Origin of the sequence: Haliea sp. E17, assembly GCF_048323675.1 — a bacterium.
Classification (GTDB): domain Bacteria; phylum Pseudomonadota; class Gammaproteobacteria; order Pseudomonadales; family Halieaceae; genus Mangrovimicrobium.
In genome coordinates this window covers 43,234-69,537 of the sequence record NZ_JBLWFK010000003.1, presented here as the reverse complement: position 1 = coordinate 69,537, position 26,304 = coordinate 43,234, and the positions used below count along the sequence as shown (strand labels likewise).

21 protein-coding genes are annotated in these 26,304 nt (G+C 62.8%); 16 read left to right on the top strand and 5 right to left on the bottom strand.

Annotated elements, in window-relative coordinates; genetic code table 11:
• Nucleotides 1-7 precede the first annotated feature (7 nt).
• From ileS to ACNKU3_RS08940, 5 genes are all read left to right on the top strand, one after another.
• The gene (gene ileS / locus ACNKU3_RS08960) at nucleotides 8-2,812 is read left to right on the top strand and encodes an isoleucine--tRNA ligase (RefSeq protein ID WP_418259104.1); all 2,805 of its coding nucleotides are present in this window, start codon (nucleotides 8-10) and stop codon (nucleotides 2,810-2,812) included.
• Nucleotides 2,805-3,293, top strand: a complete 489-nt coding sequence (gene lspA, locus ACNKU3_RS08955; RefSeq protein ID WP_418259103.1) for a signal peptidase II — start codon at nucleotides 2,805-2,807, stop codon at nucleotides 3,291-3,293. Before ileS ends, lspA begins: the two co-directional genes overlap by 8 nt.
• Nucleotides 3,290-3,745 (top strand): FKBP-type peptidyl-prolyl cis-trans isomerase, encoded by a 456-nt coding sequence (locus ACNKU3_RS08950; protein ID WP_418259102.1) that lies wholly within the window; start codon nucleotides 3,290-3,292, stop codon nucleotides 3,743-3,745. Before lspA ends, ACNKU3_RS08950 begins: the two co-directional genes overlap by 4 nt.
• A complete protein-coding gene (ispH, locus tag ACNKU3_RS08945; protein ID WP_418259101.1) occupies nucleotides 3,745-4,695 on the top strand; it encodes a 4-hydroxy-3-methylbut-2-enyl diphosphate reductase in 951 nt (316 codons plus the stop codon). The genes ACNKU3_RS08950 and ispH overlap by 1 nt, the downstream gene beginning before the upstream one ends.
• Nucleotides 4,696-4,798: 103 nt before the next feature.
• Nucleotides 4,799-5,350, top strand: a complete 552-nt coding sequence (locus ACNKU3_RS08940) for a GspH/FimT family protein (protein ID WP_418259100.1) — start codon at nucleotides 4,799-4,801, stop codon at nucleotides 5,348-5,350.
• 290 nt (nucleotides 5,351-5,640) lie between these two features.
• On the opposite strand, the gene ACNKU3_RS08935 is transcribed toward ACNKU3_RS08940, so the two are convergent.
• Together ACNKU3_RS08935 and ACNKU3_RS08930 are read right to left on the bottom strand one after the other, a co-directional pair.
• Nucleotides 5,641-7,020, bottom strand: coding sequence for a sigma-54-dependent transcriptional regulator (locus tag ACNKU3_RS08935; RefSeq protein WP_418259099.1), 1,380 nt, complete (start codon nucleotides 7,018-7,020; stop codon nucleotides 5,641-5,643).
• A complete protein-coding gene (locus ACNKU3_RS08930) occupies nucleotides 7,021-8,637 on the bottom strand; it encodes a sensor histidine kinase (RefSeq protein ID WP_418259098.1) in 1,617 nt (538 codons plus the stop codon).
• A 138-nt stretch (nucleotides 8,638-8,775) separates the two neighbouring features.
• Between ACNKU3_RS08930 and ACNKU3_RS08925 the strand changes: the two genes are divergently transcribed.
• Nucleotides 8,776-10,404, top strand: coding sequence for an NAD+ synthase (locus ACNKU3_RS08925; RefSeq protein WP_418259097.1), 1,629 nt, complete (start codon nucleotides 8,776-8,778; stop codon nucleotides 10,402-10,404).
• A gap of 541 nt (nucleotides 10,405-10,945) precedes the next feature.
• Here ACNKU3_RS08925 and ACNKU3_RS08920 read toward each other — a convergent pair.
• On the bottom strand, nucleotides 10,946-11,827 hold the full coding sequence (locus ACNKU3_RS08920) for an outer membrane protein assembly factor BamD (RefSeq protein WP_418259096.1): 882 nt from the start codon (nucleotides 11,825-11,827) through the stop codon (nucleotides 10,946-10,948).
• 87 nt (nucleotides 11,828-11,914) lie between these two features.
• Between ACNKU3_RS08920 and rluD the strand changes: the two genes are divergently transcribed.
• The 9 genes from rluD (at nucleotide 11,915) to ACNKU3_RS08875 (ending at nucleotide 22,995) form a co-directional block, all read left to right on the top strand.
• The gene (gene rluD, locus ACNKU3_RS08915; RefSeq protein WP_418259095.1) at nucleotides 11,915-12,883 is read left to right on the top strand and encodes a 23S rRNA pseudouridine(1911/1915/1917) synthase RluD; all 969 of its coding nucleotides are present in this window, start codon (nucleotides 11,915-11,917) and stop codon (nucleotides 12,881-12,883) included.
• Complete coding sequence (pgeF, locus tag ACNKU3_RS08910) at nucleotides 12,876-13,619, top strand: peptidoglycan editing factor PgeF (protein ID WP_418259094.1); 744 nt, start codon at nucleotides 12,876-12,878, stop codon at nucleotides 13,617-13,619. The genes rluD and pgeF overlap by 8 nt, the downstream gene beginning before the upstream one ends.
• A gap of 95 nt (nucleotides 13,620-13,714) precedes the next feature.
• The gene (gene clpB, locus ACNKU3_RS08905; protein ID WP_418259093.1) at nucleotides 13,715-16,297 is read left to right on the top strand and encodes an ATP-dependent chaperone ClpB; all 2,583 of its coding nucleotides are present in this window, start codon (nucleotides 13,715-13,717) and stop codon (nucleotides 16,295-16,297) included.
• A 107-nt stretch (nucleotides 16,298-16,404) separates the two neighbouring features.
• Nucleotides 16,405-16,842 (top strand): type IV pilin protein, encoded by a 438-nt coding sequence (locus ACNKU3_RS08900; protein WP_418259092.1) that lies wholly within the window; start codon nucleotides 16,405-16,407, stop codon nucleotides 16,840-16,842.
• Entirely contained in the window at nucleotides 16,842-17,306 is a 465-nt protein-coding gene (locus tag ACNKU3_RS08895) for a GspH/FimT family pseudopilin (protein ID WP_418259091.1), read from the top strand. Before ACNKU3_RS08900 ends, ACNKU3_RS08895 begins: the two co-directional genes overlap by 1 nt.
• A complete protein-coding gene (gene pilV / locus ACNKU3_RS08890) occupies nucleotides 17,303-17,887 on the top strand; it encodes a type IV pilus modification protein PilV (protein ID WP_418259090.1) in 585 nt (194 codons plus the stop codon). The genes ACNKU3_RS08895 and pilV overlap by 4 nt, the downstream gene beginning before the upstream one ends.
• Nucleotides 17,884-18,864 (top strand): PilW family protein, encoded by a 981-nt coding sequence (locus ACNKU3_RS08885; RefSeq protein ID WP_418259089.1) that lies wholly within the window; start codon nucleotides 17,884-17,886, stop codon nucleotides 18,862-18,864. Before pilV ends, ACNKU3_RS08885 begins: the two co-directional genes overlap by 4 nt.
• Nucleotides 18,864-19,406: a pilus assembly PilX family protein gene (locus ACNKU3_RS08880; protein WP_418259088.1), complete on the top strand. Its 543-nt coding sequence runs from the start codon at nucleotides 18,864-18,866 to the stop codon at nucleotides 19,404-19,406. Before ACNKU3_RS08885 ends, ACNKU3_RS08880 begins: the two co-directional genes overlap by 1 nt.
• 19 nt (nucleotides 19,407-19,425) lie before the next feature.
• Nucleotides 19,426-22,995 (top strand): pilus assembly protein, encoded by a 3,570-nt coding sequence (locus ACNKU3_RS08875; protein WP_418259087.1) that lies wholly within the window; start codon nucleotides 19,426-19,428, stop codon nucleotides 22,993-22,995.
• A gap of 101 nt (nucleotides 22,996-23,096) precedes the next feature.
• Here the strand turns inward: ACNKU3_RS08875 and ACNKU3_RS08870 are convergent, their stop codons facing one another.
• Nucleotides 23,097-23,555, bottom strand: coding sequence for a DUF4124 domain-containing protein (locus ACNKU3_RS08870; RefSeq protein WP_418259086.1), 459 nt, complete (start codon nucleotides 23,553-23,555; stop codon nucleotides 23,097-23,099).
• A gap of 20 nt (nucleotides 23,556-23,575) precedes the next feature.
• Entirely contained in the window at nucleotides 23,576-24,052 is a 477-nt protein-coding gene (locus tag ACNKU3_RS08865; RefSeq protein WP_418259085.1) for a DUF4124 domain-containing protein, read from the bottom strand.
• Nucleotides 24,053-24,557: 505 nt separating this feature from the next.
• Between ACNKU3_RS08865 and ACNKU3_RS08860 the strand changes: the two genes are divergently transcribed.
• Nucleotides 24,558-26,303, top strand: a complete 1,746-nt coding sequence (locus tag ACNKU3_RS08860) for an acetolactate synthase 3 large subunit (RefSeq protein WP_418259084.1) — start codon at nucleotides 24,558-24,560, stop codon at nucleotides 26,301-26,303.
• The last annotated feature ends 1 nt before the right edge of the window (nucleotide 26,304 follow it).

The window sequence follows — 26,304 nt, the reverse complement described above, 5'->3', positions numbered from 1 at the left end:
GAGCCCTATGAGTGATTACAAAGACACCCTGAACCTGCCGCAGACGGCATTCCCGATGAAAGCCAGCCTGGCCCAGCGGGAGCCGCAGCGCCTGCAACAGTGGCAGGACATGGACCTGTACGGCAAGATCCGCGCGGCCAGCGCCGGCAAGCCCAAATATATCCTCCATGACGGCCCGCCCTACGCCAATGGCGAGCTGCACGTGGGCCACGCGGTCAACAAGATCCTCAAGGACATTATCGTCAAGTCGCGCACGCTGGCAGGCTTCGACGCGCCCTACGTGCCGGGCTGGGACTGCCACGGCCTGCCCATCGAGCTCAACGTCGAGAAAAAGGTCGGCAAGCCCGGCGGCAAGGTCAGCCCGGCGGAATTCCGCCAGAAATGCCGCGAATACGCCTCCAGCCAGGTGGACGCCCAGCGCGAGGATTTCATGCGCATGGGTGTACTGGGCGACTGGTTCGACCCCTACCTGACCATGAATTTCCGCTTCGAGGCGGACATCGTGCGCACCCTCGGGCGCATCGTCGACAACGGCCACCTGCACAAGGGCTTCAAGCCGGTGCACTGGTGTACCGATTGTGGCTCCGCGCTGGCCGAGGCCGAGGTGGAGTACAAGGACAAGCATTCACCGGCGATCGACGTGGCCTATGCCGCCGTCGATCCCGCGGCCTTCAACGCCGCCTGCGGCAGTGCCTACGCCGGCGAGATCGCCATCCCCATCTGGACCACCACCCCCTGGACCCTGCCCGCCAGCATGGCGGTGAGCCTGCACCCGGAGCTCGATTACCTGCTGATCGAGGGCGAGGGGCGCGCCCTGCTGGTGGCGGAGGAACTGGCCGAGAGCTGTGTTGCCCGTTACGGCCTGCCCGTGCTGACCGTCCTGGGCCGCTGCAAGGGCGCGGCGCTGGACCGGCAGTTGCTGCAGCATCCTTTCCTCGACCGCCAGGTGCCGGTGGTCCTCGGCGAACACGTCACCACCGAGGCCGGCACCGGCGCCGTGCACACCGCGCCGGCCCACGGCCAGGACGACTTCGTGGTCGGCCAGGCCTACGGTATCGAGGTCTACAACCCGGTGGGCGGTAACGGTGTCTACCTGCCGGAAACCCAGTTTTTCGCCGGCCAGCACGTGATGAAGGCCAACCCGGAAATCGTCGAACTGCTGCAGGCGCGCGGCGTGCTGCTGCACCACGAGCAGTACGAGCACAGCTACCCGCACTGCTGGCGCCACAAGACCCCGATCATCTTCCGCGCCACGCCGCAGTGGTTCGTCAGCATGCAGCAGAACGGCCTGCTGGACGCGGCGAAAGCGGCGGTGGAGAAAGTCCAGTGGCTGCCGGACTGGGGCAAGGCCCGCATCGACAGCATGCTGGCCAGCCGGCCGGACTGGTGTATCTCCCGCCAGCGCACCTGGGGTGTGCCGATCACCCTGTTCGTGCACCGGGAAAGCGGCGCGCTGCACCCGCGCACTGCGGAACTCATCGAGCAGGTGGCCCTGCGTATCGAGGAGGCGGGCATCGACGCCTGGTTTGACCTCGAACCGGTGGAACTGCTCGGCGACGAGGCGGCGGACTACGACAAGATCACCGACACGCTGGATGTCTGGTTCGACTCCGGCGTCACCCACGCCTGCGTGCTGCGCCAGCGCGAGGGCCTGCAGGCCCCGGCGGACCTGTACCTGGAAGGTTCCGACCAGCACCGCGGCTGGTTCCAGTCCTCCCTGCTCACCGGTATTGGCGCCTACGGGGAAGCCCCCTACAAAACCGTGCTCACCCACGGTTTCACCGTGGATGGCCAGGGCCGCAAGATGTCCAAGTCCATCGGCAATATCATCCCGGCGAAGAAGGCGATGAACGACCAGGGCGCCGACATCCTGCGCCTGTGGGTGGCGGGGGCGGACTTCCGCGGCGAAATCGCGGTCTCCGACGAAATCTTCAAGCGCACCGGCGACGCCTACCGGCGCATCCGCAATACCGCGCGCTTCCTGCTCTCCAACCTCAACGGCTTCGACCCGGCGGTGGACGCACTGGCAGCGGGCGAGATGCTCTCGCTGGATCGCTGGGCGGTGGACCGCGCAGCCGCGCTGCAGGAAGAGCTGCAGCGGGATTACGAGAACTTCCACTTCCACCAGATCTACCACAAGCTGCATAACTTCTGTGCCGGCGACCTCGGCGGTTTCTACCTCGACGTGATCAAGGACCGCCAGTACACCACCCGTGCGGATTCGGTGGCGCGGCGCTCAGCGCAGACCGCCATGTTCCACATTGGTGAAGCCCTGGTGCGCTGGATTGCGCCCATCCTCAGCTTCACCGCCGAGGAAATCTGGGAAAACCTGCCCGGCGAACGCGCCGAGTCGGTGTTCCTGGTGGAGTGGTACCCGCAGCTCGCCCGCCTCGCGGACGGCGCGGCCATGGGCCGTGACTACTGGCGCCAGGTGATGGCAGTGCGCGACGCGGTCAACAAGGAAATCGAAGTGCAGCGGACCGCGGGCAAGGTGCGCGGCTCCCTCGACACCAGCGTGACCCTGTACTGCAGCGACGACCTGCTGGCCGCGCTGGGTGAACTCGGCGAGGAACTGCGCTTCGTACTGATTACCTCCGGTGCGGCGCTGGCGCCGCTGGCTGATGCGCCAGCGGAGGTCGCGGGCACCGAGATCGATGGCCTGTGCCTGCAGGTGGCGGTATCCGGCGACGAGAAGTGCGAGCGCTGCTGGCACCGCCGCCCGGATGTGGGCAGCATCGCCGCCCACCCGACCCTCTGTGGTCGCTGCGTGGAAAATGTCGACGGCGAAGGCGAGCAACGCCGTTTTGCCTGAGCGTATTCGAGTGCTGCGCTGGTACGTGCTGGCGCTGGTGGTGGTGTTGCTGGACCAGTACACCAAGGGGCTGGCCAGCGCGCAGCTGGAATACGCGCGCCCGGTGCCGGTGTTTTTCTGGTTCGACCTGACCCTGCACCACAACCCCGGCGCGGCCTTCAGTTTCCTCAGCGACGCCGGTGGCTGGCAGCGCTGGTTTTTCACCGGCATCGCGGTGGCCATGAGCGTGGCCATCGCCGCCTGGCTGTTTTTCGTGCCGCGCGCGCAGTGGCTGCTGGCCCTGGGCCTGGGCCTGATACTGGGTGGTGCGCTGGGCAATCTCTGGGACCGGGTCGTGCTCGGCCACGTGGTGGATTTTATTTCCGTACACTGGCAGGGCTGGTACTTTCCCACCTTCAACCTGGCCGACTCGGCGATCACCGTCGGCGCCGGCTGCCTGATACTCGACAGCTTCCTTCACCGGGGGCAGGAGAAAGCATGACCGACTGCAGCGTTCCAGTCTCCGAGGGCACTCGCGTGTTCCTGAATTTTTCCGTCAGCCTGGAAGACGGCTCCGAGGTGGATTCCAACTTCGGCACCGACGTGGTGGATTTTGCCGTCGGTGACGGCTCCCTGCTGCCCGGATTCGAACGCCGGATTTTCGGCATGAGTGCGGGCGAACGGCAGATGTTTACCGTGCCGCCGGAGGATGCCTTCGGCCAGCCCAACGAGCAGAACGTCCAGCGCATCAAGCGGGACAACTTCGACCCGGATGCCGAGCTGGAAATCGGCCTGGTGTTTTCCTTTGCCGACGCCAGTGGCGGTGAGTTGCCGGGCATGATCATCGCCTTTGACGATGACGACGTGACCGTCGACTTCAATCATCCCCTGGCCGGCCGGACTATACTGTTCGATGTGCTGATTCACCGGGTGGAGCCCCTGGAGCTGCACTGATGAAAATCCGCCTCGCCAATCCCCGCGGATTCTGTGCCGGTGTCGACCGGGCGATCGACATCGTCAACCGCGCGCTGGAAGTGTTCGGCGCGCCGATCTACGTGCGCCACGAAGTCGTCCACAACAAGTTCGTGGTAGAGGACCTGCGCTCCCGCGGGGCGATTTTCGTCGACGAACTGGAAGAGGTTCCCGACGACAGGATCGTTATCTTCAGCGCCCACGGCGTTTCCCAGCAAGTGCGCCAGGAGGCCGAGCGCCGCCAGCTGCGCGTGTTTGACGCGACCTGCCCGCTGGTGACCAAGGTGCATATCGAGGTCGCCCGCTTCAGCGCCGCGGGCCGCGAGTGCATCCTGATAGGCCACGCGGGGCATCCCGAAGTGGAAGGTACCATGGGCCAGTACGATCATTCCGCCGGGGGCGAAATCTACCTCGTGGAAGACGAGGTACAGGCTGCGAAACTGCAGGTCCGGAACCCGGAACGCCTGTCCTACGTCACCCAGACCACACTGTCCATGGACGATACCGCCCGGGTCATCGACCTGCTGCGCGAGCGCTTTCCGCAGATCGAAGGGCCGCGCAAGGACGATATCTGCTACGCCACCCAGAACCGCCAGGACGCCGTCCGCCAGCTCGCGGAGGTCTGCGACCTGGTGCTGGTGGTGGGTTCGCCCAACTCCTCGAACTCCAACCGCCTGCGGGAACTGGCCGAGCGCATGGGCGCCGAGGCCTACCTGCTGGACGGCGCGGAGGATATCGATTCCACCTGGCTACAGGGCAAACAGAGCGTCGGCGTGACCGCTGGCGCATCTGCGCCTGAAAACCTCGTGCAGGGTGTGATCGAAGGCCTGATGGCACTGGGCGCCGAATCCCCCGAGGAAATCGAAGGGCGCCCGGAGAACGTGACCTTCTCGCTGCCGCGGGAGTTGCGGATCGACGCCGTCGAGCTCTGATCGCGCCACCGTACCCATCCGCTGCGGCCACATTCCGCCAATAGCATCCATTTCGTAGCACCCCCTCCCGCGCCGGCTAAGCTGGCCGGAGGAGGGCAGTTCCATGGACGGATTACAGCGCGCTCGCGCCGGTTTCACCCTGGTCGAACTACTTGTCGTAGTGAGCCTGGTTGGCCTGCTGCTGGGCATAGGATTACCCGGGTTCCAGCACCTGCTGGAGACCACCCGCATGCGCTCGCAGATGTACCGCGTGCTCGGCGACATCCTGCTGACCCGCAGCGAAGCCATCAAACGCAACCGTCCGGTCATCATGTGCCCTTCGGGATTCCACGGCGGTGGCAAGCGCGCCTGCGAAGGCGCCTTTGGCGATGGCTGGGTGATCTTTCCGGATACCAATGGCAACCGGGAGCTCGATACCGACGAGCCGCTGCTGCTCGCCGCTGAAGCTCTGCCTTCCGGTTATACCCTCACCAATCGTGCCGGCACCCGGAATTCCGCGGAGAAGATCGTCTATCGCCCCGACGGCACCTCGTCACGCAACCGCACGCTGATGTTCTGCTCTTCCCGCAGACCTGAAATCGAGTCGTTCAATATTGTGTTGAATATCGTCGGTCGGCCCAGGCTGGAGCGGGGGTGGGGGGAGTGTCACGAGTAAATTCAGACCAGGTGAATAGTCATGATATTTGGCAGCTCGACGCAAAAGTGAGTTCCGGATGGTTGTCAGAACGCAATTTCACACAAGTATTTTTGGCACTAAAGGTAGGGACGTTGAAGCATATACCCCGCGCCGGGGCGTCCGAGGGCAGGATGTCCGAGGCCGAGCCTGTACATGGATGTACGCTTTTTGGCGGTCCCGGCGCGGGGTATATGCTTCAGCGGCCCGGGAATGTCACTCCCATGCCAAGCTGGACCATACCTCAGTAACAAAAGAAGCCATTTTAAACACTAATCATCCAGCCCCAACTTCTTCAACCGGTAGCGCAAACTCCGAAAGCTGATCCCCAGCAACTTCGCCGTCGCCGTCTTGTTCCAGCGCGACTCCTCCAGCGCACTGCTGAGAATCTGCTTTTCGATGTCCTCGAGATAGCCTTCCAGGTCCCCGTAGGCCTCCTCCACCGACCAGCTGAGACTGCCGTCGCGATCGGATTTCCGGGTGCGGGCCGTCGGGCTGCGCGGCGACATCTGCGAGAACTGCAGGTCATCCGCGGTGATCACATCGTCTTCCGCCAGGGCCATCGAGCGTTCCAGGATGTTCTCCAGTTCGCGAATGTTGCCGGGGAAACTGTAGCCTTTGAGCGCCTCGATCGCCGAGGCATCCAGGCGAATGTTGCTGGCCCCGTGGGCGCTGGCGATTTTCTGCAGCAGGTGGCGGGCCAGCGCGGGCAGGTCCGCCATCCGCTCGCGCAGGCTGGGGACATGGAGGTCGATCACGTTGATGCGGTAGTACAGGTCGTTGCGGAAGCGGCCGGCCTCCACCTCCGCGGCGAGGTCCTTGTGGGTGGCGCTGAGGATGCGCACATCCGTCGCTTGCTCCTCACTGGCGCCCACCGGGCGGATGACCTTTTCCTGGATCGCGCGCAGCAGCTTGACCTGCATCGGCAGCGGCAGGTCGGCGACCTCGTCGAGGAACAGCGTGCCGCCTGCCGCCACCTGGAACAGGCCGGGCTTGTCGCTGGTGGCGCCGGTGAAACTGCCTTTGCGGTGACCGAAGAGCTCGCTTTCCATCAGGTCCGGCGGGATCGCGCCGCAGTTGACCGCGACGAAATTGTTGCCCGAGCGCGGGCCATTGCTGTGAATCAGGCGGGCCACCACCTCCTTGCCGCTGCCGGATTCCCCGCGGATATGTACCGGCGCCTGGCTGCGCGCCAGCTTGCCGATCTGCTTGCGCAGGGTCCGGACCGCCGCGGTTTCACCGATCAGGTCCTGCCCGGTGTCGGTGTGTTGGCGGTTGTCGGATTCGCCGAGTTGCAGGGCATTGCTGACCAGCTTGCGCAGCACTTCCAGTTCGATCGGCTTGCTGATGAAATCGAAGGCTCCGGCCTTGAGCGCGGTTATCGCGGTTTCCACGCTGCCGTGGGCGGTAATCATGGCGACTGGAATGTGGGCGTGCTCCTGCTGGATGAATTCCACGAGGTTGATGCCGTTGCCGTCGGGCAGTTTCATGTCGGTGAGGCACAGGTCCGGCGAGGATTCGATCACCAGGGTTCGCGCCTCGCCGAGGGTTGCCGCACTCAGGGTTTCCAGGCCCATCCGCGAGAGGGTGATATCCAGCAGTTCGCGAATATCGGGTTCGTCGTCGACAATCAGGACTCGCTGGGGTGGCATTTACATTGCTCTCTGGTTCAGGGAAATACGGAAGCAGCTCTCACCGCTGTCTGTCGGCCGGTAGCTGAGGATGGCGTTGTTGATTTCACACAATTCCTTGCACAGGAACAAGCCCAGCCCGCTGCCTTCCTCCACGGTGGTAAAAAACGGCTCAAACAGCTTGGACTGGTCGGCGCGGGGGACGCCGCTGCCACTATCGATCACATTGATGACGCACTGGTGGGTGGGAAACACCAGGTCAACCTCGATCCGCGCGGTTTCCCTGCCGGTGGCCATGCCGGAGTGGCGCAGGGCGTTGTCCAGCAGGTTGGTCAGTACCCGGCGCAGGTTGCCCGGGTCGAATTCGATCAGCAGTTCCCGATAGGAACAGTCCACGGTCACCTCGGCCGGGCTTTTCAGGCCCTCGAGGTATTCGGCGACGAACCCGGTGATCCAGGTATCGAGGGTGAGGAATTCCGGTTTTGGCGGCTCGCGCCGGGAAATCTGCATCACGCTCTCGACGATCTGGTTCACCCGCTCGCAGTGTGACTGGATGATCTGCGCCATGCGCTGGTCGCCCGGCGCCAGTTCGTCCGATTCCTGCAGCAACTGGGCGGCGTGGCTGATCGCGCCGAGGGGGTTGCGGATCTCGTGGGCGATACTGGCGGTCAGCCGCCCCAGAGAGGTCAGCTTGAGCGACTGGGCGTACTGGGTTACCGGGGTGTAGTCCTCCACGAAGACCAGGGTTTCCCGGCGGCTGCTGGGTTGCAGTTCGCGGAAGTGGGCGATGACCGTCGGGCAATCCTCGGCAACGGCAAACGGCGTGGGGCGGTGTTGGCCGGTGTCGCGCCACTGCTGGAACTGGTAGGCGAGTTCGACGCAGTAGTCCGCCAGCTGCCGGCCCTGGTCCATGAATACCGGGCGTTCCGGCACCAGCAGCACCGACGCCGCGCGGTTCATGACCCGCACCGCCCCGTCACTGCCCACCAGCAGGATACCGGTCTCCATGTGCTGCACGATCTGTTCATTCAGGCGCTGCAGGTCATACAGGTCACTGGCCCTGGCGCGGGCGAGTTCCTCTGCCCGTCCCAGGCGTTGCACGACGATCTGCACCATGAAGGACACCAGGAACATCAGGCCGCCGAGAATTCCCGCGGGAAAAATCGAGCGGATATCACGGATGCCGGCGGCGATAAACCAGCCGGTATCGCCGAGCAGGGCGAGGGCGCTCAACGCCGCCACCAGGGTGGCCAGGGTGCGGTTGGTCAGCAGTACGGCGCTGGCCGCGACGGTGATCACCATCAGTACCGGCAGGCCGCTGATAATGCCGCCGCTGGCGTGGCCCATCAACGTTATACTGACAATATCCGCGGCGAACACGGTGAGCATCAGGCGCGGGCCCATGGGGCGGCCGAGCAGGGCAACCAGCGGGATATTGCTCGCCAGGTGGGCCAGCGCGACCCAGAGATAGAGCTGGGGGAACAGGATGCCGACCATTTGCCGGGTGTTCGGGCTGACCAGCATGATCAGCAGCACGATGGAGATCAGCGCCCGATACGCGAGATAGATCCGGAACGGGGTGGCCTTTTGCGGCGTCGTTCTGGCCGCGGGGCGGGTGATGATGGCAGGGCGATTCACGTCGGTTTGCGCTTCTTATCCGGATTCTTCGCGTCGTTGCGCAACAGTCTATCAGGCTTGGGGCGGATTCGGGCTGGCGATCAGCCGGAGATTTGCGGAAAATAGCGCTCCCCGCGTTTAACCGAACCGAGCAGCAATATGGCAAGCCTGGACATCCTGATCGCCCAGATAAACACCCTCGTGGGTGATTTCGACGGCAATACCGAACGGGTCATCGAGAGCGCCCGGCGGGCGGTGGAGAGCCACGCGTCACCGGTCATTGTTTTCCCGGAATTGACCCTCTGCGGCTATCCCCCGGAAGACCTCCTGCTGCGGCCCAGTGTGGAAATTCGCGTCAATCGTTCCCTGAACCGCCTGTTTGCGGAACTGCCCGCGCAGGCCTGGGTGGTCATCGGTTACCCGCGCCGTGAGGGCAGCCACCTGTACAACGTCGCCGGCGTGATACACGACGGCCAGCTGGTCGCCGAGTACCGCAAACAACGCCTGCCAAACTATGAAGTCTTCGACGAGAAACGCTACTTCGTCCCGGGCGACCAGCCCTGCGTCGTCGACATCGATGGCATCCCGGTAGGCCTCAGTATCTGCGAGGACATCTGGGAAGCCGAACCCACCGCCATGGCCGCGGCGGCGGGCGCCGAACTGCTGCTCAACCTGAACTCCTCCCCCTATCACCGGGGCAAGCGCGGCGAGCGCTGGGCGCTGGTCGGGCAGCGCGCCCGGGAATCCAGCCTGCCCATCGTCTACGTCAACCAGGTGGGCGGGCAGGACGAGCTGGTCTTCGATGGTGGTTCCTTTGCCGTGACCGGCGCCGGCGAGGTCGCCGCGGCGGCCCCCAATTTCGTCGAGGGCGAGTACTGGCTGCACTACCAGCACGGCGCACAGCAGCCCTTCAGCGGGCTGTCTGTCGCCCCGCCGCTGGATGAACTGGAGGCCATCTGGCAGACCCTGGTGCTGGGCGTGCGCGACTACGTCAACAAGAACCGCTTCCCCGGCGTGGTCCTCGGGCTGTCTGGCGGTATCGACTCTGCGCTGACCCTGGCGATCGCCGTGGAAGCCCTCGGCCCGGAGCGGGTCGAAGCGGTAATGATGCCCTTCCGCTACACCGCGCAAATGAGCGTGGAGGACGCCGCCGAACAGTCGCGCATCCTCGGCGTCGGCCACAAGGTCATTTCCATCGAACCGATCTACGAGACCTTCATGGCGGCACTGAAGACTGAGTTCGAAGGCCTCGCCCCCGACACCACCGAGGAAAACCTGCAGGCCCGCTGCCGCGGCGTCCTGCTGATGTCCATCTCCAACAAGAAGCGCAGCCTGGTACTGACCACCGGCAACAAGAGCGAACTGGCGGTGGGCTATTCCACCCTCTACGGCGATATGGCGGGCGGCTTCGACCCGATCAAGGACGTGCCGAAAACCCTCGTCTACGAACTCTGCCGCTACCGCAACTCCCTGGGCCCCTGCATCCCCCAGCGGGTCATCGACCGGCCGCCCTCGGCGGAACTGGCGCCCGACCAGAAGGACGAGGACAGCCTGCCACCCTACGATGTGCTGGACCGTATCCTCGAGATGTACGTGGAACGCGATATGAGTGCCGAGGCGATCATTGCCGAGGGTCTGGAGCGCGAGGCGGTCACCCGCGTGGTGCGGCTGGTGGACCTCAACGAATACAAGCGCCGGCAGGCCCCGGTGGGTGTCCGCATCACCCGGCGCGGCTTCGGCCGGGATCGGCGCTATCCGATTACTTCTGGCTGGCGGATCGGGGATTGACTTGGGGCTGAGGTATCCGCCGGTCGGTGCCCTCAGGGGGACTTCTGGTTCCAGTTGCGTACGGCGGGGTGCCACTCGCCCGGCCTGCTTACTGTATATCCCCTCCTGAAAACCGCAAAAGCGCCATCCATGGCAGCTCGGCCTCGGCCATCCATGGCCTCGGACGTTTTCCGGAGGGGATATACAGCAAGCAGTCCTCCCTTGGATGATGCGATATACATCGAGCTTCGAACCTTAAATCCAGAATGGAAAGTTCTGCCTGTACAGGGGGAGTGCTGGCTATTCCGAGCACATCAAAGCTGGTGTGACATGACGAACCACCGAGCCTGGACATGGATGTGCGCTTTTTGGCGGTCCCGGAGAGCGATAATAGCTTCGGCGGCCCGTACTACGGAGCCCCAGTTTCGGTCCCGGGAGGTGACACTTGCTAAGGCGGCCCGGGCTACAGCGTCCCAACACCGCCAAAGCGAGAAATACACTCACAATGCTAATACGGATTAATAAAGAAGTTCCGAATAGCAGATTTCGAAAATGGGAGCCCTCAGCAATCCCGGCACATCTTCGGCCGGTTATCAAACTGCGGCGGTGTTGGCGGGAAGAACAGGCCGAAGGTCAGCTTGTTGATCCAGTTGCGCTGCAGGCCATCCAGCGTATAGACACTCTTGAACTCGCCGTTCTTGTCGATATTCGGGTGGTCCGGGTAGTTCTTGGCCAGCACATCGATGGAATCCTGCGCCAGGTCGTTCATGCCCAGGAGGATGTAGCCCTGGGCCATCACCGCCAGCCCGTCGGCTACCGCCGGCGACTGCTGGAAGTGTTCGACCACGTAGCGGCCGCGGTTCACCGCCGCCATGTAGGCGCCGCGGCGGAAGTAGTAGTTGGCGACGATGATCTCGTGGCGGGCCAGCACATTGCGCAGGTAGACCATGCGCGCGCGGGCGTCGGCTGCGTAGGGGCTGTCCGGGTAGCGGGTGACCAGCTGGCTGAACTGGGCGAAGGCCTCCTTCAGCGGGTTGATGTCCCGCTCCGCGGCGTCGGTGGGCAGGAAGCGGTCGAAGAAGTCCGTGTTGACGTTGTAGGCCGCCAGGCCCTTCATGTAGTACGCGTAGTCCACGTTGGGGTGGGCGGGGTGCAGGCGGATAAAGCGGTCCGCGGCCTCCACTGCCGCCTCGCGTTCATAGCCCTGGTAGTGGGCGTAGATCAGCTCCAGCTGGGCCTGTTCGGCGTAGCGGCCGAAGGGATAGCGGGATTCCAGCGCCTGCAGGTTGCGGATGGCCATGTCCCAGTTACTGGAGCGCAGGTGCTTCTGTGCCTGCTCATAGATATCCTGCTCGCCGCTGTCGGCGCCGATATCGGGCAATTCGTCGTTGCTGGAGCAGGCGATCAGCACCAGGCTGAGGAGGAGAAGCAGAACGTGTCTCAAGGAACTCACCAGTGTTTGCGGGGCAGCGTGTTAATATTCAAGGCGGCTATTTAACCATAGCCTCGTGAGCGCTTAAACAGGTAAACCATGGGCGAGAAAATACAGCAGCAGGCGGTGGTCCCCGCAGAGATGGCAGGGGAGCGGCTGGACCAGGCTGCGGCACAGTTATTTCCGGCGTACTCCCGCTCCCGACTGCAGGAGTGGATCAAGGCGGGAGAGTTGCAGGTGGACGGGGTCTCCATGCGGCCCCGGGACAAGGTGCGCGAGGGCGCGGTACTGGTCATCGATACCGTGCTGGAGGCCGCGGTGGGCTGGGCCGCCCAGCCGATCGCGCTGGATATCGTCTACGAGGATGAGCACATTCTGGTACTCAACAAACCCGCCGGGCTGGTGGTGCACCCGGCGGCGGGGCATGCGGACGGCACACTGGTGAATGCCCTGCTGGCGCATGCGCCGGAGATGGAGCTGCTGCCCCGGGGCGGTATCGTGCACCGGCTGGACCGGGAAACCTCCGGCATCATGGTCGCCGCGAAGAGCCTGCTGGCCCACGGCGACCTGGTCGCCCAGCTGCAGGAGCGCACGGTGAAGCGCGAGTACCGCGCCGTCTGCGTCGGCGCCCTGACCGGCGGCGGGAGCGTGAAGGAACCCATCGGCCGGCATCCCAAGCAGCGCAAGAAGATGGCGGTGGTGCACGGCGGCAAACCCGCTGTCACCCACTACCGGATTCACCAGCGCTTCGGTCACCACACCTCGCTCACGGTCAACCTGGAGACCGGGCGCACCCACCAGATTCGCGTGCACATGGCGCACCGCCACAACCCGCTGATCGGCGACCCGGTCTACGGCGGCCGTCCGCGCATCCCGCCGGGCGCGTCCGACCTGCTGATCGATACGCTGCGACACTTCCCCCGCCAGGCGCTGCACGCGCGGGCGCTGGGCCTGTTCCACCCGGAAAGTGGTGAGGAACTGTACTTTGAATGCCCACTGCCCGAGGACATCGCCAGCCTGCTGGAGATACTTGCAGCAGAGGACCCGGTGGAGGGCGCCCGTGTTTGAATTACTGGAACCGGACTGGTCGGTGCCGGGCGTTACCGCCTTCACCACCACCCGGGCGGGCGGCCACAGCACCGCCCCCTGGGACAGCTTCAATCTCGGTGATCACGTCGGCGATGACCCCGCGGCGGTGGCTGCCAACCGGGAGGCGCTGGCCTCCCTGTTGCCCCGCGGCAGCCGGGTGCAGTGGCTGCGTCAGGTACATGGCACGCGCGTGGTCAAGGCGGGGGTGGAAACCGGCATCCCCGACGCGGATGCCAGCTGGAGTAACCAGCCGGGGGCCGTCTGCTCGGTCATGACGGCGGATTGCCTGCCGGTGTTGTTCGCCAGCCGCGACGGCAGGGTAGTGGCGGCGGCGCATGCCGGCTGGCGCGGGCTGCTCGACGGGGTACTGGAGGCCACCGTGGCGGCGATGCCTGTCGATTCTGTGCAAATAATTGCATGGATGGGCCCCTCTATCGGGCCGGAAGCCTTCGAACTGGGCCCCGAAGTCTACCGGGCCTTCATCGATGCGGGCGATGCGCCATCCGCGTTCCGGGCCGCGGGCCGGGAAGGGCACTACCTGGGCGATATGTACGCCCTCGCGCGTGGTCGCCTGCAGCGGCTTGGCGTCACCGACATCACCGGCGGCGGGCTGTGTACCTTCAACGACCCCGCGCGCTTCTATTCCTACCGCCGGGACGGCGAACAAAGCGGCCGCATGGCGACTGTGATCTGTATCAATCCCGGCACAGAATAAATTTGTCCCTGCTTGAAATAGGGATTTAAGGCCGCATATCCATTCGCAGACTAGACTACAGCCACCGATGACCCGGTTGGCCAGAGGATTTTTAAATGCGAATGGATAAACTCACCAACCAGCTGCAGACAGCACTGGCGGATGCCCAGTCGCTGGCACTGGGCAAGGACCACAACTTTATCGAGCCGGTACACCTGCTGGCGGCCCTGCTGGAGCAGAGCGGCGGTTCTTCACGGCCGCTGCTGCAGAAGGCCGGCGCCGATGTCGCGCGCCTGCGCACCGAGGTACAGGATGCGCTGGAGGCCATGCCCAAAGTCAGCGGCACGGGGGGCGACGTGCACCTCTCCCAGGACCTGGGCCGGGTGCTCAACCTCGCCGACAAGCTCGCCCAGCAGGGCGGGGACAGCTATATATCCAGTGAGCTGGTGCTGCTGGCCATGCTCGAAGGCAAACACCGCGCGGCCGGCATCCTGGCGGACTGCGGGGTCAATGCACAGGCCCTGAAAACGGCCATTGCGCAAGTACGTGGAGGAGAAAGCGTGAACAACCCGGAGGCGGAAGAGTCCCGCCAGGCTCTGGAAAAATACACTGTCGACCTGACCGAGCGCGCCGAGCAGGGCAAGCTCGACCCGGTGATCGGCCGCGATGACGAAATTCGCCGCACCATCCAGGTGCTGCAGCGCCGCACCAAGAACAACCCGGTACTGATCGGTGAGCCCGGGGTGGGCAAGACTGCGATTGTCGAAGGCCTGGCCCAGCGTATCGTCAACGGTGAGGTGCCCGAGAGCCTGAAAGACAAGCGGGTGCTCAGCCTCGACATGGGCGCGCTGCTGGCCGGCGCCAAGTTCCGCGGTGATTTCGAGGAGCGCCTGAAGGCTGTTCTGAACGAGCTCTCCAAGCAGGAGGGCCGCATCATCCTGTTCATCGACGAACTGCACACCATGGTCGGCGCCGGCAAGGCCGAAGGCTCCATGGATGCCGGCAACATGCTCAAGCCGGCCCTCGCTCGTGGCGAACTGCATTGTGTCGGCGCCACCACCCTGGACGAGTACCGCCAGTACATCGAGAAGGACGCCGCGCTGGAGCGCCGCTTCCAGAAGGTGCTGGTGGACGAGCCCAACGAAGAGGACACCATCGCGATCCTGCGCGGTCTGAAAGAGCGCTACGAGGTGCACCACGGCGTGGACATCACCGACAGCGCGATCATCGCCGCGGCGAAGCTGTCCCAGCGCTACATTACCGACCGCCAGCTGCCGGACAAGGCCATCGACCTGATCGACGAGGCGGCCAGCCGCATCCGCATGGAAATCGATTCCAAGCCGGAATCCATGGACCGCCTGGAGCGGCGCCTGATCCAGCTGAAGATCGAGCGCGAGGCGGTGAAGAAAGACAAGGACCCCGCATCGAAGAAGCAGCTCGACCAGCTGGACGAGGAAATCGAAAAGATCGAGCGCGAGTATTCCGACCTGGAAGAAGTGTGGAAGGCGGAGAAAGCTTCCCTGCAGGGCGCCGCCGAGATCAAGAGCGAGCTGGAGCAGGTGAAGCTGGAACTGGAAGCCGCGCGCCGCGCCAGCGACCTCAGCAAGATGTCCGAGCTGCAGTACGGGCGTATTCCCGAACTGGAGAAGCAACTGGCGGAAGCCCACGAGGCGGAGAGCGCCGAGCGCAGCATGACCCTGCTGCGCAACAAGGTCACCGACGAGGAGGTGGCCGAGGTGGTCTCCCGCTGGACTGGTATCCCGATCGCCAAGATGCTGGAAGGCGACCGCGAGAAACTGCTGCGCATGGAAGATGCGCTGCACAGCCGGGTGGTCGGCCAGGACGAGGCGGTCGTTGCGGTCAGCAACGCCGTGCGCCGCTCCCGGGCGGGCCTCTCCGATCCCAACCGTCCCAACGGTTCCTTCCTGTTCCTCGGCCCGACCGGGGTGGGCAAGACCGAGCTGTGCAAGGCACTGGCCGAGTTCCTGTTCGATTCCGAGCAGGCCATGGTGCGGGTGGACATGTCCGAGTTCATGGAGAAGCACTCCGTGTCGCGGCTGATCGGCGCGCCCCCCGGCTATGTGGGCTACGAGGAGGGCGGCTACCTGACCGAAGCCGTGCGCCGCCGCCCCTATTCGCTGCTGCTGCTCGATGAGGTGGAAAAGGCCCACCCGGACGTCTTCAACATCCTGTTGCAGGTGCTCGAAGACGGCCGCCTGACCGATGGCCAGGGTCGCACCGTGGACTTCCGCAACACGGTGGTAGTGATGACCTCCAACCTTGGCTCCGACATCATCCAGGAGCTGGCCGGGGAGGAAAACTACGCCAGGATGAAGAGCGCAGTGATGACCGTGGTCGGGCAGCACTTCCGGCCGGAGTTCATCAACCGCATCGACGAGACAGTGGTATTCCACCCGCTGCAGCAGAGCCAGATCCGCGGCATCGCCGAGATCCAGCTGCAGGGCCTGCGCAAGCGGCTCGCCGAACGCGAACTGCAGCTCGACATCTCCGATGCCTTCATGGACCACCTGGTCGAGGCGGGCTTCGACCCGGTGTACGGTGCGCGGCCGCTGAAGCGGGCGATCCAGCAGGAACTGGAGAACCCCCTGGCCCAGCGCATCCTGGCCGGCGACTTCGAGCCCGGGCAGACCGTCGTGGTCGACTTCGCCGACGGCGGCACCGCCATCTCGGCGCGCTGATCCCACCATATACGGGGCCGGAATACCGGCCCCGCTACCGTTTATCTGGAGAATTCCGCCATTTGTCGGTGATAAATGGCGCTGTTCATGCATACTGCTAGCCTGTCATGAGAATAATCAGGGGGCAGTGCGCTATGCGTGCAGGGTTTGCTATTCGACAGCACAGTGGTTTTTCGCTTATCGAACTGATGACGGTGTTGATTGTAGTCGCTGTCCTGATGGCGATTGCACTGCCGTCCTACCAGAACCACGTTATCAAGGCCAATCGGGGCGAGGCTCAGGCCTACCTGATGCACCTGGCACAACGGCAGCAGTTGCTGTTTAACGACTCCCGCACCTATACCGACGATCCCAACGATCTCAACGTGACTGAGCCGGAGCGGGTAACCAACAATTACGACGTGGCTATCGCCGCCAATGTCGATCCGAATTCGCCCCCCTTTACTTTCACCATCACGGCTACCCCTAAAGGCAAGCAGACCAAGGATGGCATCCTGTCACTCGATAGCAGTGGCCAGAAATTGCGGGGTGCCGATTCGTGGTAATGCGCAGGTCAAGGGCCGGCGGGTTCACCCTCATCGAATTGATGATTGTGCTGGTGATCCTGTCCTTTCTGGCCGCACTCGGTGCGCCGGCATTCCGTGGTTTCATCGTCGAACAGCGAATGCGTACAACCACGGCTGACCTGCGTATAGCACTGATGACCGCGCGCTCGGAAGCGGTAAAACGCAATCGCGACGTTGTTCTGAGCCCGGCAGCCGGAGGCTGGAATACTGGTTGGTTCATACCAGATCCCGCCGGCGGCGGCAGGCCTGACTTGCTTACCCACGAACAGCCCGGGGCGGGTGACATGACTATCGCTGTCACCGGTGGAACCGTCGGTTTCGAAGCATCCGGCAGGGCCGAGGGCGAGGTGATCTTTACGGTGACCGCGGGTTCCGGTGATTACACGGCCTCCCGTTGCCTCAAACTCAGTGTCAACGGCTACCTGGACAACAGTTGCTCATGAGATACGGAATCTGTCATCGCAAATCCGCACATGGGTTCACTCTCATCGAGGTGTTGATCACCCTGGTTATCCTAGCGATTGGACTGCTGGGCCTGGCGGGGCTGCAGATTTTTTCCCTGCAAAGCCAAATGGAGGCCTACCAGCGTGGTCAGGCGGTGATGTTGGCGGAGGAAATGGCCAAGCGCATGCAGGTGAATGCGCCAGCGGCGCGTGACGGCGAGTACACGGAGGGTGAGCAGTATGGTCTGCTCCCGGCCCAGGTATGTGATCCCGCAGCGCTATCCACGGCAGATTACGATCTCTGTGACTGGAACAACATACTCGCCGGGCAGGGCGTGGCCCTGGCCGGTATCAATGTCGGTAGCATTGCCGCTGCCCGCGGGTGTATCGAAAATATTGCCGGCTCCGCCGACGGTGAAACCCGGATTCGGGTGACCGTTGCCTGGCAGGGCAACGCGGCGACACAGGCGCCAGGTTCTCCCTGCGGTACGGGGCAATATGGCGCCGACGATGCCTACCGCAGGGTGGCGATCGTAGACGCAGTATTCGCAGATCTGCTGGAAGATCCGAACAGCCCATGATGAAACATTATTCAAAAATGCATCGCGTGAATTGCCGTGGAGTCGGGTTGATCGAGATCATGATCGCCCTGGCGCTGGGTGCCATCATTATGCTGGGGGTGACGCAGATCGCCACCAACAACAGTAACACCCGCAACGAACTCGAGCGCTTCGGCCGCCAACTGGAAGCGGCGAACTTCGCCATGGGTGCCATCGAGGCGGATGTGACCAACGCCGCTTACTGGGGTGAGCGGGGTTCCCTCGACCCCAACAGTCCTTCACCGATCTGTCCTGCCGACGCCGGCGAACTTGAATTGTCGATGGGTTTTCCGATACAGGGCGGACAAGGCACAATCGACTGTACACCTGCCGATTTTGCTACCAAGGCAAACACCGACTATCTGGCGGTTCGTCGAGCCAGTAGTTGCGCCAACGGCAGTACCGGCTGCCCCGCTGCAGCGGGTGATTACCATCTCCAGGTCCATGCCTGCTTTGACTCCACCAGTGCCTTAAAACCAGGGGATTCATTTAAAATTGATTCCAACCTTTCCAATCTTGACCTGTTGAAACGCAGTTGTAACCCAGCTGACCCCTCCCCAAAATACAGGTTCATCAGCCGAATCTACTACGTCGACGACAACGATACCCTGCGCCGCGCGGAGCTTTCCGGGGACGATTACTCCTCCGAGGCGCTGGTGGAAAACGTGGAAATGATGCGCTTCGAGTACGGTCTGGATACCGATGGCGACAGCCAGGTGGATGATTATGCCTCCAACGTTGCAGATCCCAATGACGCCCGCTGGGAAGATGTGGTAATGGTGCGCGTCGGCTTGATTGTGCGCAATCACGAAGCCAGTGCCGGGTTTACCGACAACCGCAGCTATACGGTCGGCGGCTACGCCTATACTCCGCCCGCGGCATTGAAACCGTTCCGCCGCCAGCTCTACACCCGCACTATCAGTACGCGCAATATCGCCGGAAGACGGGAGGTCAACTGATGTCCGCTCATGCCTTCAAAAACCAGCGCGGCGTGGTCATGGTGATCGCCATGATCATGCTGATCGCGATTACCCTGATGGTAGTCACCGCGTCCAATATCGCCCAGACCAACCTGCGAATCGTCGGCAACATGGAAAGCCGCGAACAGGCGCGCTTTGCCGCGATTGCCGCGATCGAGGAAGCCTTGAGTTCTTCACGTTTTGCCGATAGCCCGACCTCGATATTCCTGAATTCCTGCGGAGTGGCTAACCGGAAATGCTACGACTCCAACGGTGATGGCATTTTTGATATTACGGTCCAGGTTTCCACGCCCACCTGCGTGTCGGTGATTCCCAAGAAGAACGTGGAACTGGACGTATTCAACTTCCCCGACCAGGCGACCTGCCACCTGCCGCCCGGGGTTTACTCGATGTGTGCCGCTTCCGTATGGGAGTTCGAGGCCGTGGCGACCGATGTGGTCACCGGCGCCGAAGTCACGGTGCGCCAGGGCGTTTCCATCCTGACCACCCTGAACAAGATTGATACAGCCTGTCCGGTGTAAGAGGGCGAGGAGCAGAATCATGGTTTTCCCAAATTTCAGGAAATTTTTAGCCCTGGCGATGGCGGGCCTTTTTGCGGTCTCAGCGACTGCCGAGGATATCGATATCTTCGCCGGTACCAGCGATACCATCGACGAAGATCTGCCCAATGTCCTGTTTGTCCTCGACAACACCTCCAACTGGTCCCGCCAGGCACAGCAATGGCCGGATGGCACCCAGGGTGAATCCGAGGCGCGGGCCATAAAGGCGGTACTCGCCAACCAGATCGGCAAGATCAATGTCGGCCTGATGCTCTATGGCACCGGCGGTGCGAGCGCCGACCGCGATGGCGGCTACGTGCGTATCGATATGCAGGAACTCACGCAATCCTATTACGATGAAATCATCGTACCGATTCTCACCCGTATCGAGGACAACATCGAGGACTCCAATGAAAAGCGCGACTCCTCCAACATGTATGGCTACCTCCCCTATGACGTGTATAACTATCTCGCCGGCGAGGACCAGAGCAAGGCAGGGGTGGGTACCCCCTCTGTCCCGAACCTGACTGATGCCAACCGGGTTCAATACGCCTCGGCGGACCCGGACGCTTACAGTTCCCGTTGGGACACGTTCACCTCGCCGCTGACCTCCGATGCCCTGTGTGCCGACAACTACATGATCTATATCGGCAACAACAAGAACGGCAGTATCGCCGGAGATGACCTGATCAATACCAATGCCCTGAAGGCCGCCTACACGGCAGCCGGGGAAACTGCCCCCGACGCTCTCGCTACCGACTCTACCGGGACCCCTATTCCCGTGCCGGAGGTGACCTGTACCGAGACCCCCATTGATCCCCCGGTGGCCCTGCCGGGTACCACCAATGCCTGCTATTTCTCCGCATCGGCGTGCAACACGGCGGTCAACAATTCGGATGGGGAGACCATTTGCGACACTACTCTTGCTGCGGGTGAAACCTGTTCCTGTACGGCAACGACGGGAGCCTATTGTGACAAGATAGGGAACGACAGGTCCTATCACTACTCGGTCAGCACATCGGGCACCAGCGAGCTGGTCTGCGAACTCGAATCGGAATATGACGCCTCCACGGGGCTGGACTACAACCTCGATGACTGGTCCAAGTTCCTGTTTAACGTCGGCGTGCCAATCACCTTCAGCGCTGACCTCGACGAGGACGGTATCGACGAGGTCTATAACGAGCGGGTGAAAGTGACCAGCTACATGATAGACGTGTTCAACGCCCAGCAATTGCCGGAGCTGAGTTCCCTCTGGTACAGCGCTGCACAGGTCGGTGGCGGCAAGTATTTCCAGGCCAGGGATGAAGAATCCCTGGAGTTCGCCCTCAATATCACCCTCGGCGATATCGTCGCCAAGGCCTCGAGTTTCGCGGCGGTAACCCTGCCCCTGAGTACCACCAACCGCGCGCAGGTGGACAACGAAGTGTATATCGGCATGTTCCGGCCGGAGAAGGGCAAGGCCCCGCGCTGGTACGGCAACCTGAAACGCTACCAGTTCGCCACCTTCAACGACGTGCCGAAACTCGCCGATGTGCAGTACCGCGAGGCGATCAATACCCAGACCGGTTTCCCCTCTGACTGTGCCATCAGCTTCTGGTCCGAGGACTCGGGCGATTACTGGGAAGATCTCGGTATCGATCCGACGGTTAAAAACGAATGTGCCACGATGGATCCCAACGATGCCTGGTCCGACTCGCCGGACGGTCGGTGGGTGGAGAAGGGGGGGGTCGGCCAGCAGATCCGCCAGCTTACCTATGGTGCGGATCGTACCATCTACAGCTGGACCGGGACCCACCCCAGCGAAACACTGGCGGAACTGGATACGATGGATCCCAATGCCGTCATCGGCAATACGCTTTACCAGTATCTGACCGGTGATCTCGAGGGCGATGGCGAGGCACCCTTCGCTGGCGCCACGCTGCGGCGCCCCAGTGTACACGGCGACGTGGTCCACTCGCGCCCGCTGTCGATCAAGTATGACGATGGCTCGGTCGTGATTTACTACGGCGCGAACGATGGCATGTACCGGGCCGCGGATACCTCCACGGGTGAAGAGAAGTGGGCTTTCCTGGCACAGGAACACTTCTCCGGCCTGCAGCGACTGTATGACGATGCGCCGAAAATCAAGTATGAGGGCGAACTGATTGATCCCAACGAGCCGGCTACCGAGCCCAAGGACTACTTCTTTGACGGCCCCACCGGCTATCACATTGTTTATGACGATCCGGTTGACCCCGCCAGCGAGGCACTCGGTGACATGGCGTTCGCCTATATTTACCCCACGATGCGCCGTGGGGGCAGCATGGTTTACGGCTTCGATGTCACCGACCCGAATAACCCCTCACTACTCTGGCGCCAGGGCTGTGACGACACTGCCTGTACAGATCCCGACTTCGACAATATCGGTAACACCTGGTCCACGCCCCAGGGAATTTTCCTGGCGGAATACCCCGGAAGTGGCGCGGATCCGGAACCGCTGGTGATCTTCGGCGGCGGTTACGATGCGTGCCTCGATGAGGACCAGGCTGCCTACGCCTGCGATAACAATACCGTAAAGGGTCGGGGTATCTACCTGCTGGATGCTGTCGACGGTGATCTGGTGGCGTACTTTGATACGGATGCACCGGTAATCACCGATGTCTCCCTGGTCGATATGGACGTCGACGGAGTGGCCGAGATGGCCTACGTTGCGGATGTGCAGGGCAATATCTACCGGATTCGTTTTGCCGACTACGTATCGAACATGGCGGGCCTGCAGGCGGTTCCCGCGGGCGCTATCGTCCACAGGGTAGAGAACGACTGGGATATTGAAACCATCGCGCACATGCCTGACAGCGAACTGCGTTCCTACAATTCGGTCACCGCGGCGACCACCACCACCCTGGGGCAGGTGGCCGTAACCTTTGGATCTGGCGATCGGGAACGGCCTCTGGAGAGCAATTACCCCTACGCGGACGAGGTGGAGAATCGCTTCTACATGCTGCTCGATGCGCCCTATGAGGACTACGCAGCGGAGCAGTCGGCGATTGCTGCCAGCGAGAGCTGGACGCGCGATGATATCGACATGGAAGATCCCAACGAGATTTTCCAGGTGGGGAACCTGCCTGCCGGGAAAGACCTGCGCGACTTCAGGGGCTGGTGGATGGATCTGCCCAATCGCGGCGAACAGGTCGCCAATGCCGCGGCAGTCGGTGGCGGGAAGGTGTTCTTTAACACCTTCCAGCCGGGAGGGACTTCCGTGGGGTTCTGCTCCTCCCCCATCGGCGTTGGCCGCGCCTATATCGTTGACCTCTTCTCTCCGACGGTCGTCGAGGGTGAGGAAATTCCCGGCGGTGGATTCCCCATCCCGCCGGTCATCGAGACAGTCGCCGATATTCCTGAAGGCTGTACTGCAGTCGATTGCTCGAACTACACGCCGCCAGACTGCTCGGTGCCCGGCAACTGCCAGACCCTGACGATGTGTATTGGTGGGTGCCCGGACGGCTTCAACCCGTTGGTACTCGACCCCACGATCGACCCGCAGATCCAGCGGGTATTTTTCACCGAGGAAATGGATGCGGAGTCCAATTGAGGCCGCGGGTATCAATCAGGTAGTACAAAAAAGCCCGCATTAGCGGGCTTTTTTGTACCTATGCGTTGGTCAGGCTTGTCCAGCCCGGCTATGCAGGGGAATCAGGGGCAGTAAACGCTGATCTGTGCCCTGGTGGTCTGCAGCGCGACTGCACGCTCCTCGGGGCCCAGTTCGGTCACCTCGCCCTGCTCATCACGGACGTTGATAGCGTCGGCGCCCTCGAGCGCAACCAGGTTCATTTTAGCCTTCTCACAGAGTACCTTGTTTTTCTCGAACCGATCCGCTGCACCGGCGTCTGTGACCTCGAACTCGTTGCCCGGTTGCGGGCTGAGGTCCAGGGGTACGGCACCCTGGTCCCCGTCTACCACCCGTTTCAGGCCGGAGCCACCGCTGATGACCTCGTAATCCACGCCCTTGGGCGGGGGACGGTCACTGTAAACCACGGTGCCACGTTCATTTTTCCAGCTGTAATGCACGTCGCCAGCCTGCAACGCAGGGGAGGCTGCAACGAGCAAGGCGATCAGTCCGAGTGCGGTGGCTGTTGGTTTGCGAGTAATCACGTGAATGTCCTCTCTGGGGTTCAATTCTCACAATAGGCGTCGATAGCCTCTGCGGTCCGGGTCTTTTCAGCCGCCCGTTCCTCGTCGGTCAGGAAACGCAGTTCGCCATTCTCATCGGTAATCCGGATCCGCGGTTTGGTGTCCAGCATCAGTTTGTTGGCGCGCGCCTGCTTACAGAGCTCCGGGTCCTTATCGGGCCTGAACCCCGTGGTCTGGGCAGGCGGCGGTGCGCCGGCATTGGGCAGTTTGGGCGGCTCCTGCACGATCTGCATTCCCGATGTCGCCTGGGGAGTGGTTTCCGGTTCCGGTGGTGGCGGCACGACGTGGCCGGTAGTGCCCGAGACAACCTCGTATTCTGTTCCCGCAGGTGGCGGGCGATCGCTGACTACGGTGTTGCCCGAGGCATCGAGCCAGCGGTAGATACTGCCTGCGGCAGCGCCCTGGAGCGTCAGCAGCAGCACCGCCGCCAGCCCCCATTTTCCAGCCTTGCGATTCATCCAGTATTCCCGTCCGGTCCGCAACTTGTTGTATTTCCAGTAAAACTAACCGACCTGCCGGTGCGGTGCAACGACTGCTTGTACAAATACAATGATTGGTAAAAATCGGCAGGCTGGTTGACACGGAGGCCCGCCAGTCCAACAATACGCCCGTCTTGCAGTTGGCAACGGCTAACGTCGAGTACCCTCGGCCGCTGGCCCACTGTGCTGATCCGATTATTCAGCGCAGCTGCCTGTGAGTCCCGTATTCAATCGGTGCCGCATCGGCCCGGTTGAGGGCCAGACACTGCGCTACCCCGCAGGGCGACCGATACACGGGTTCGTGATCGATATTCCCTGGAGGAGCCTCCTCATGGGGGTGGTTGCGAGTCGTGTCATGGTCGAAAGGGGGTGGCGTGGCCAGCCGGATGCCGGTTCCAGGTATCCGTTCTTGCTCCGTCCACACAATGACTGGAATGCGCCGGCGAGGGTTACGCGTTGGGCGCCATTCGACAGGAGTATTGCTGTGGATCTCTTATCCGGCGGTGAAATGATCGCGCGCGCGCTCGAGGACGAGGGCGTCGAATACATCTTTGGTTACCCGGGCGGTGCCGTACTGCACATCTACGATGCGCTGTTCAAGGACTGCAAGGTACCCCACATCCTGGTCCGCCACGAACAGGCGGCCACCCACGCGGCGGACGCCTATGCCCGCGCCACCGGCAAGCCCGGCGTGGTGCTGGTGACTTCCGGCCCCGGCGCGACCAATGCGATTACCGGTATCGCGACGGCCTACATGGATTCCATCCCCATGGTGGTGCTGTCCGGCCAGGTGGCTTCCCACCTGATCGGCGAGGACGCCTTCCAGGAAACCGACATGGTCGGTATCTCGCGGCCCATCGTGAAGCACAGCTTCATGGTGAAGAAGCCCGAGGACATCCCGGAGATGATCAAGAAGGCTTTTTACATCGCCTCTACCGGCCGCCCCGGTCCGGTGGTGATCGATATTCCCAAGGACTGTACCCGTCCGGACGCCAAGTTCGAGTACAGGTACCCGGACAGCGTCAAGCTGCGCTCCTACGCGCCGGCCCAGCGCGGCCATACCGGCCAGATCAAGAAGGCGGCGCGCATGCTGCTGTCCGCCAAGCGCCCGGTGATCTATTCCGGCGGTGGCGTGGTGCAGGGGGAGGGCAGCGAACTGCTGACCCAGCTGGCCCGCCAGCTGAACTACCCGGTCACCAACACCCTGATGGGCCTCGGCGCCTACCCCGGCACCGATCGCCAGTTCCTCGGCATGCTCGGCATGCACGGCTTCTACGAAGCCAACATGGCGATGCACCACTCGGACGTGATCCTGGCTGTCGGCGCACGCTTCGATGACCGGGTGACCAACACCGTGGCCAAGTTCTGCCCCGGCGCCAAGGTCATCCACATCGACGTCGACCCGACCTCGATTTCCAAGACCGTCGCCGCGGATATACCGATCGTCGGGCCGGTGCAGTCGGTACTGACCGAATTGCTGTCCCAGATCGACGACCTGCGGGAAAAAGACCCGGCGCTTCCCGACGCCGGGGCGCTGGAGCGCTGGTGGCAGCAGATCGAAGAGTGGCGCGCCAATCACGGCCTGCTCACCGGTCGCCGCTACGCCCAGAGCGAGATGATCATGCCGCAGCAGGTCATCGAGAGCCTGTACCGGGCCACCAACGGCGAAGCCTACGTCACGTCCGATGTGGGCCAGCACCAGATGTTCGCGGCCCAGTACTACCGCTTCGACAAGCCGCGCCGCTGGATCAATTCCGGCGGTCTCGGCACCATGGGCTTCGGCCTGCCCGCGGCGATGGGCGTGAAGCTGGCCTTCCCGGACATGGACGTGGCCTGCGTCACCGGCGAGGGCAGCATCCAGATGAACATCCAGGAGCTCTCCACCTGCAAGCAGTACGACACGCCGGTGAAGATCATCAACCTGCGCAACAACTACCTCGGTATGGTCAAGCAGTGGCAGGACATGCAGTACGAGGGCCGCTACGCCAGCAGCACCTACGAGGACTCGCTGCCGGACTTCGTCAAGCTGGCGGAGGCCTTCGGCCATGTCGGCATGCAGGTGACCAGGCCGGAAGATCTCGATGCGGCGATGGACGAGGCCTTCGCGATGAAGGACCGCACGGTCTTCCTCGACATTTTCATCGACCGGATGGAACACGTATACCCGATGCATGTGGCGCCCAACGGCTCCATGAAAGACATGTGGCTGAGCAAGAACGAGAGGACCTGAA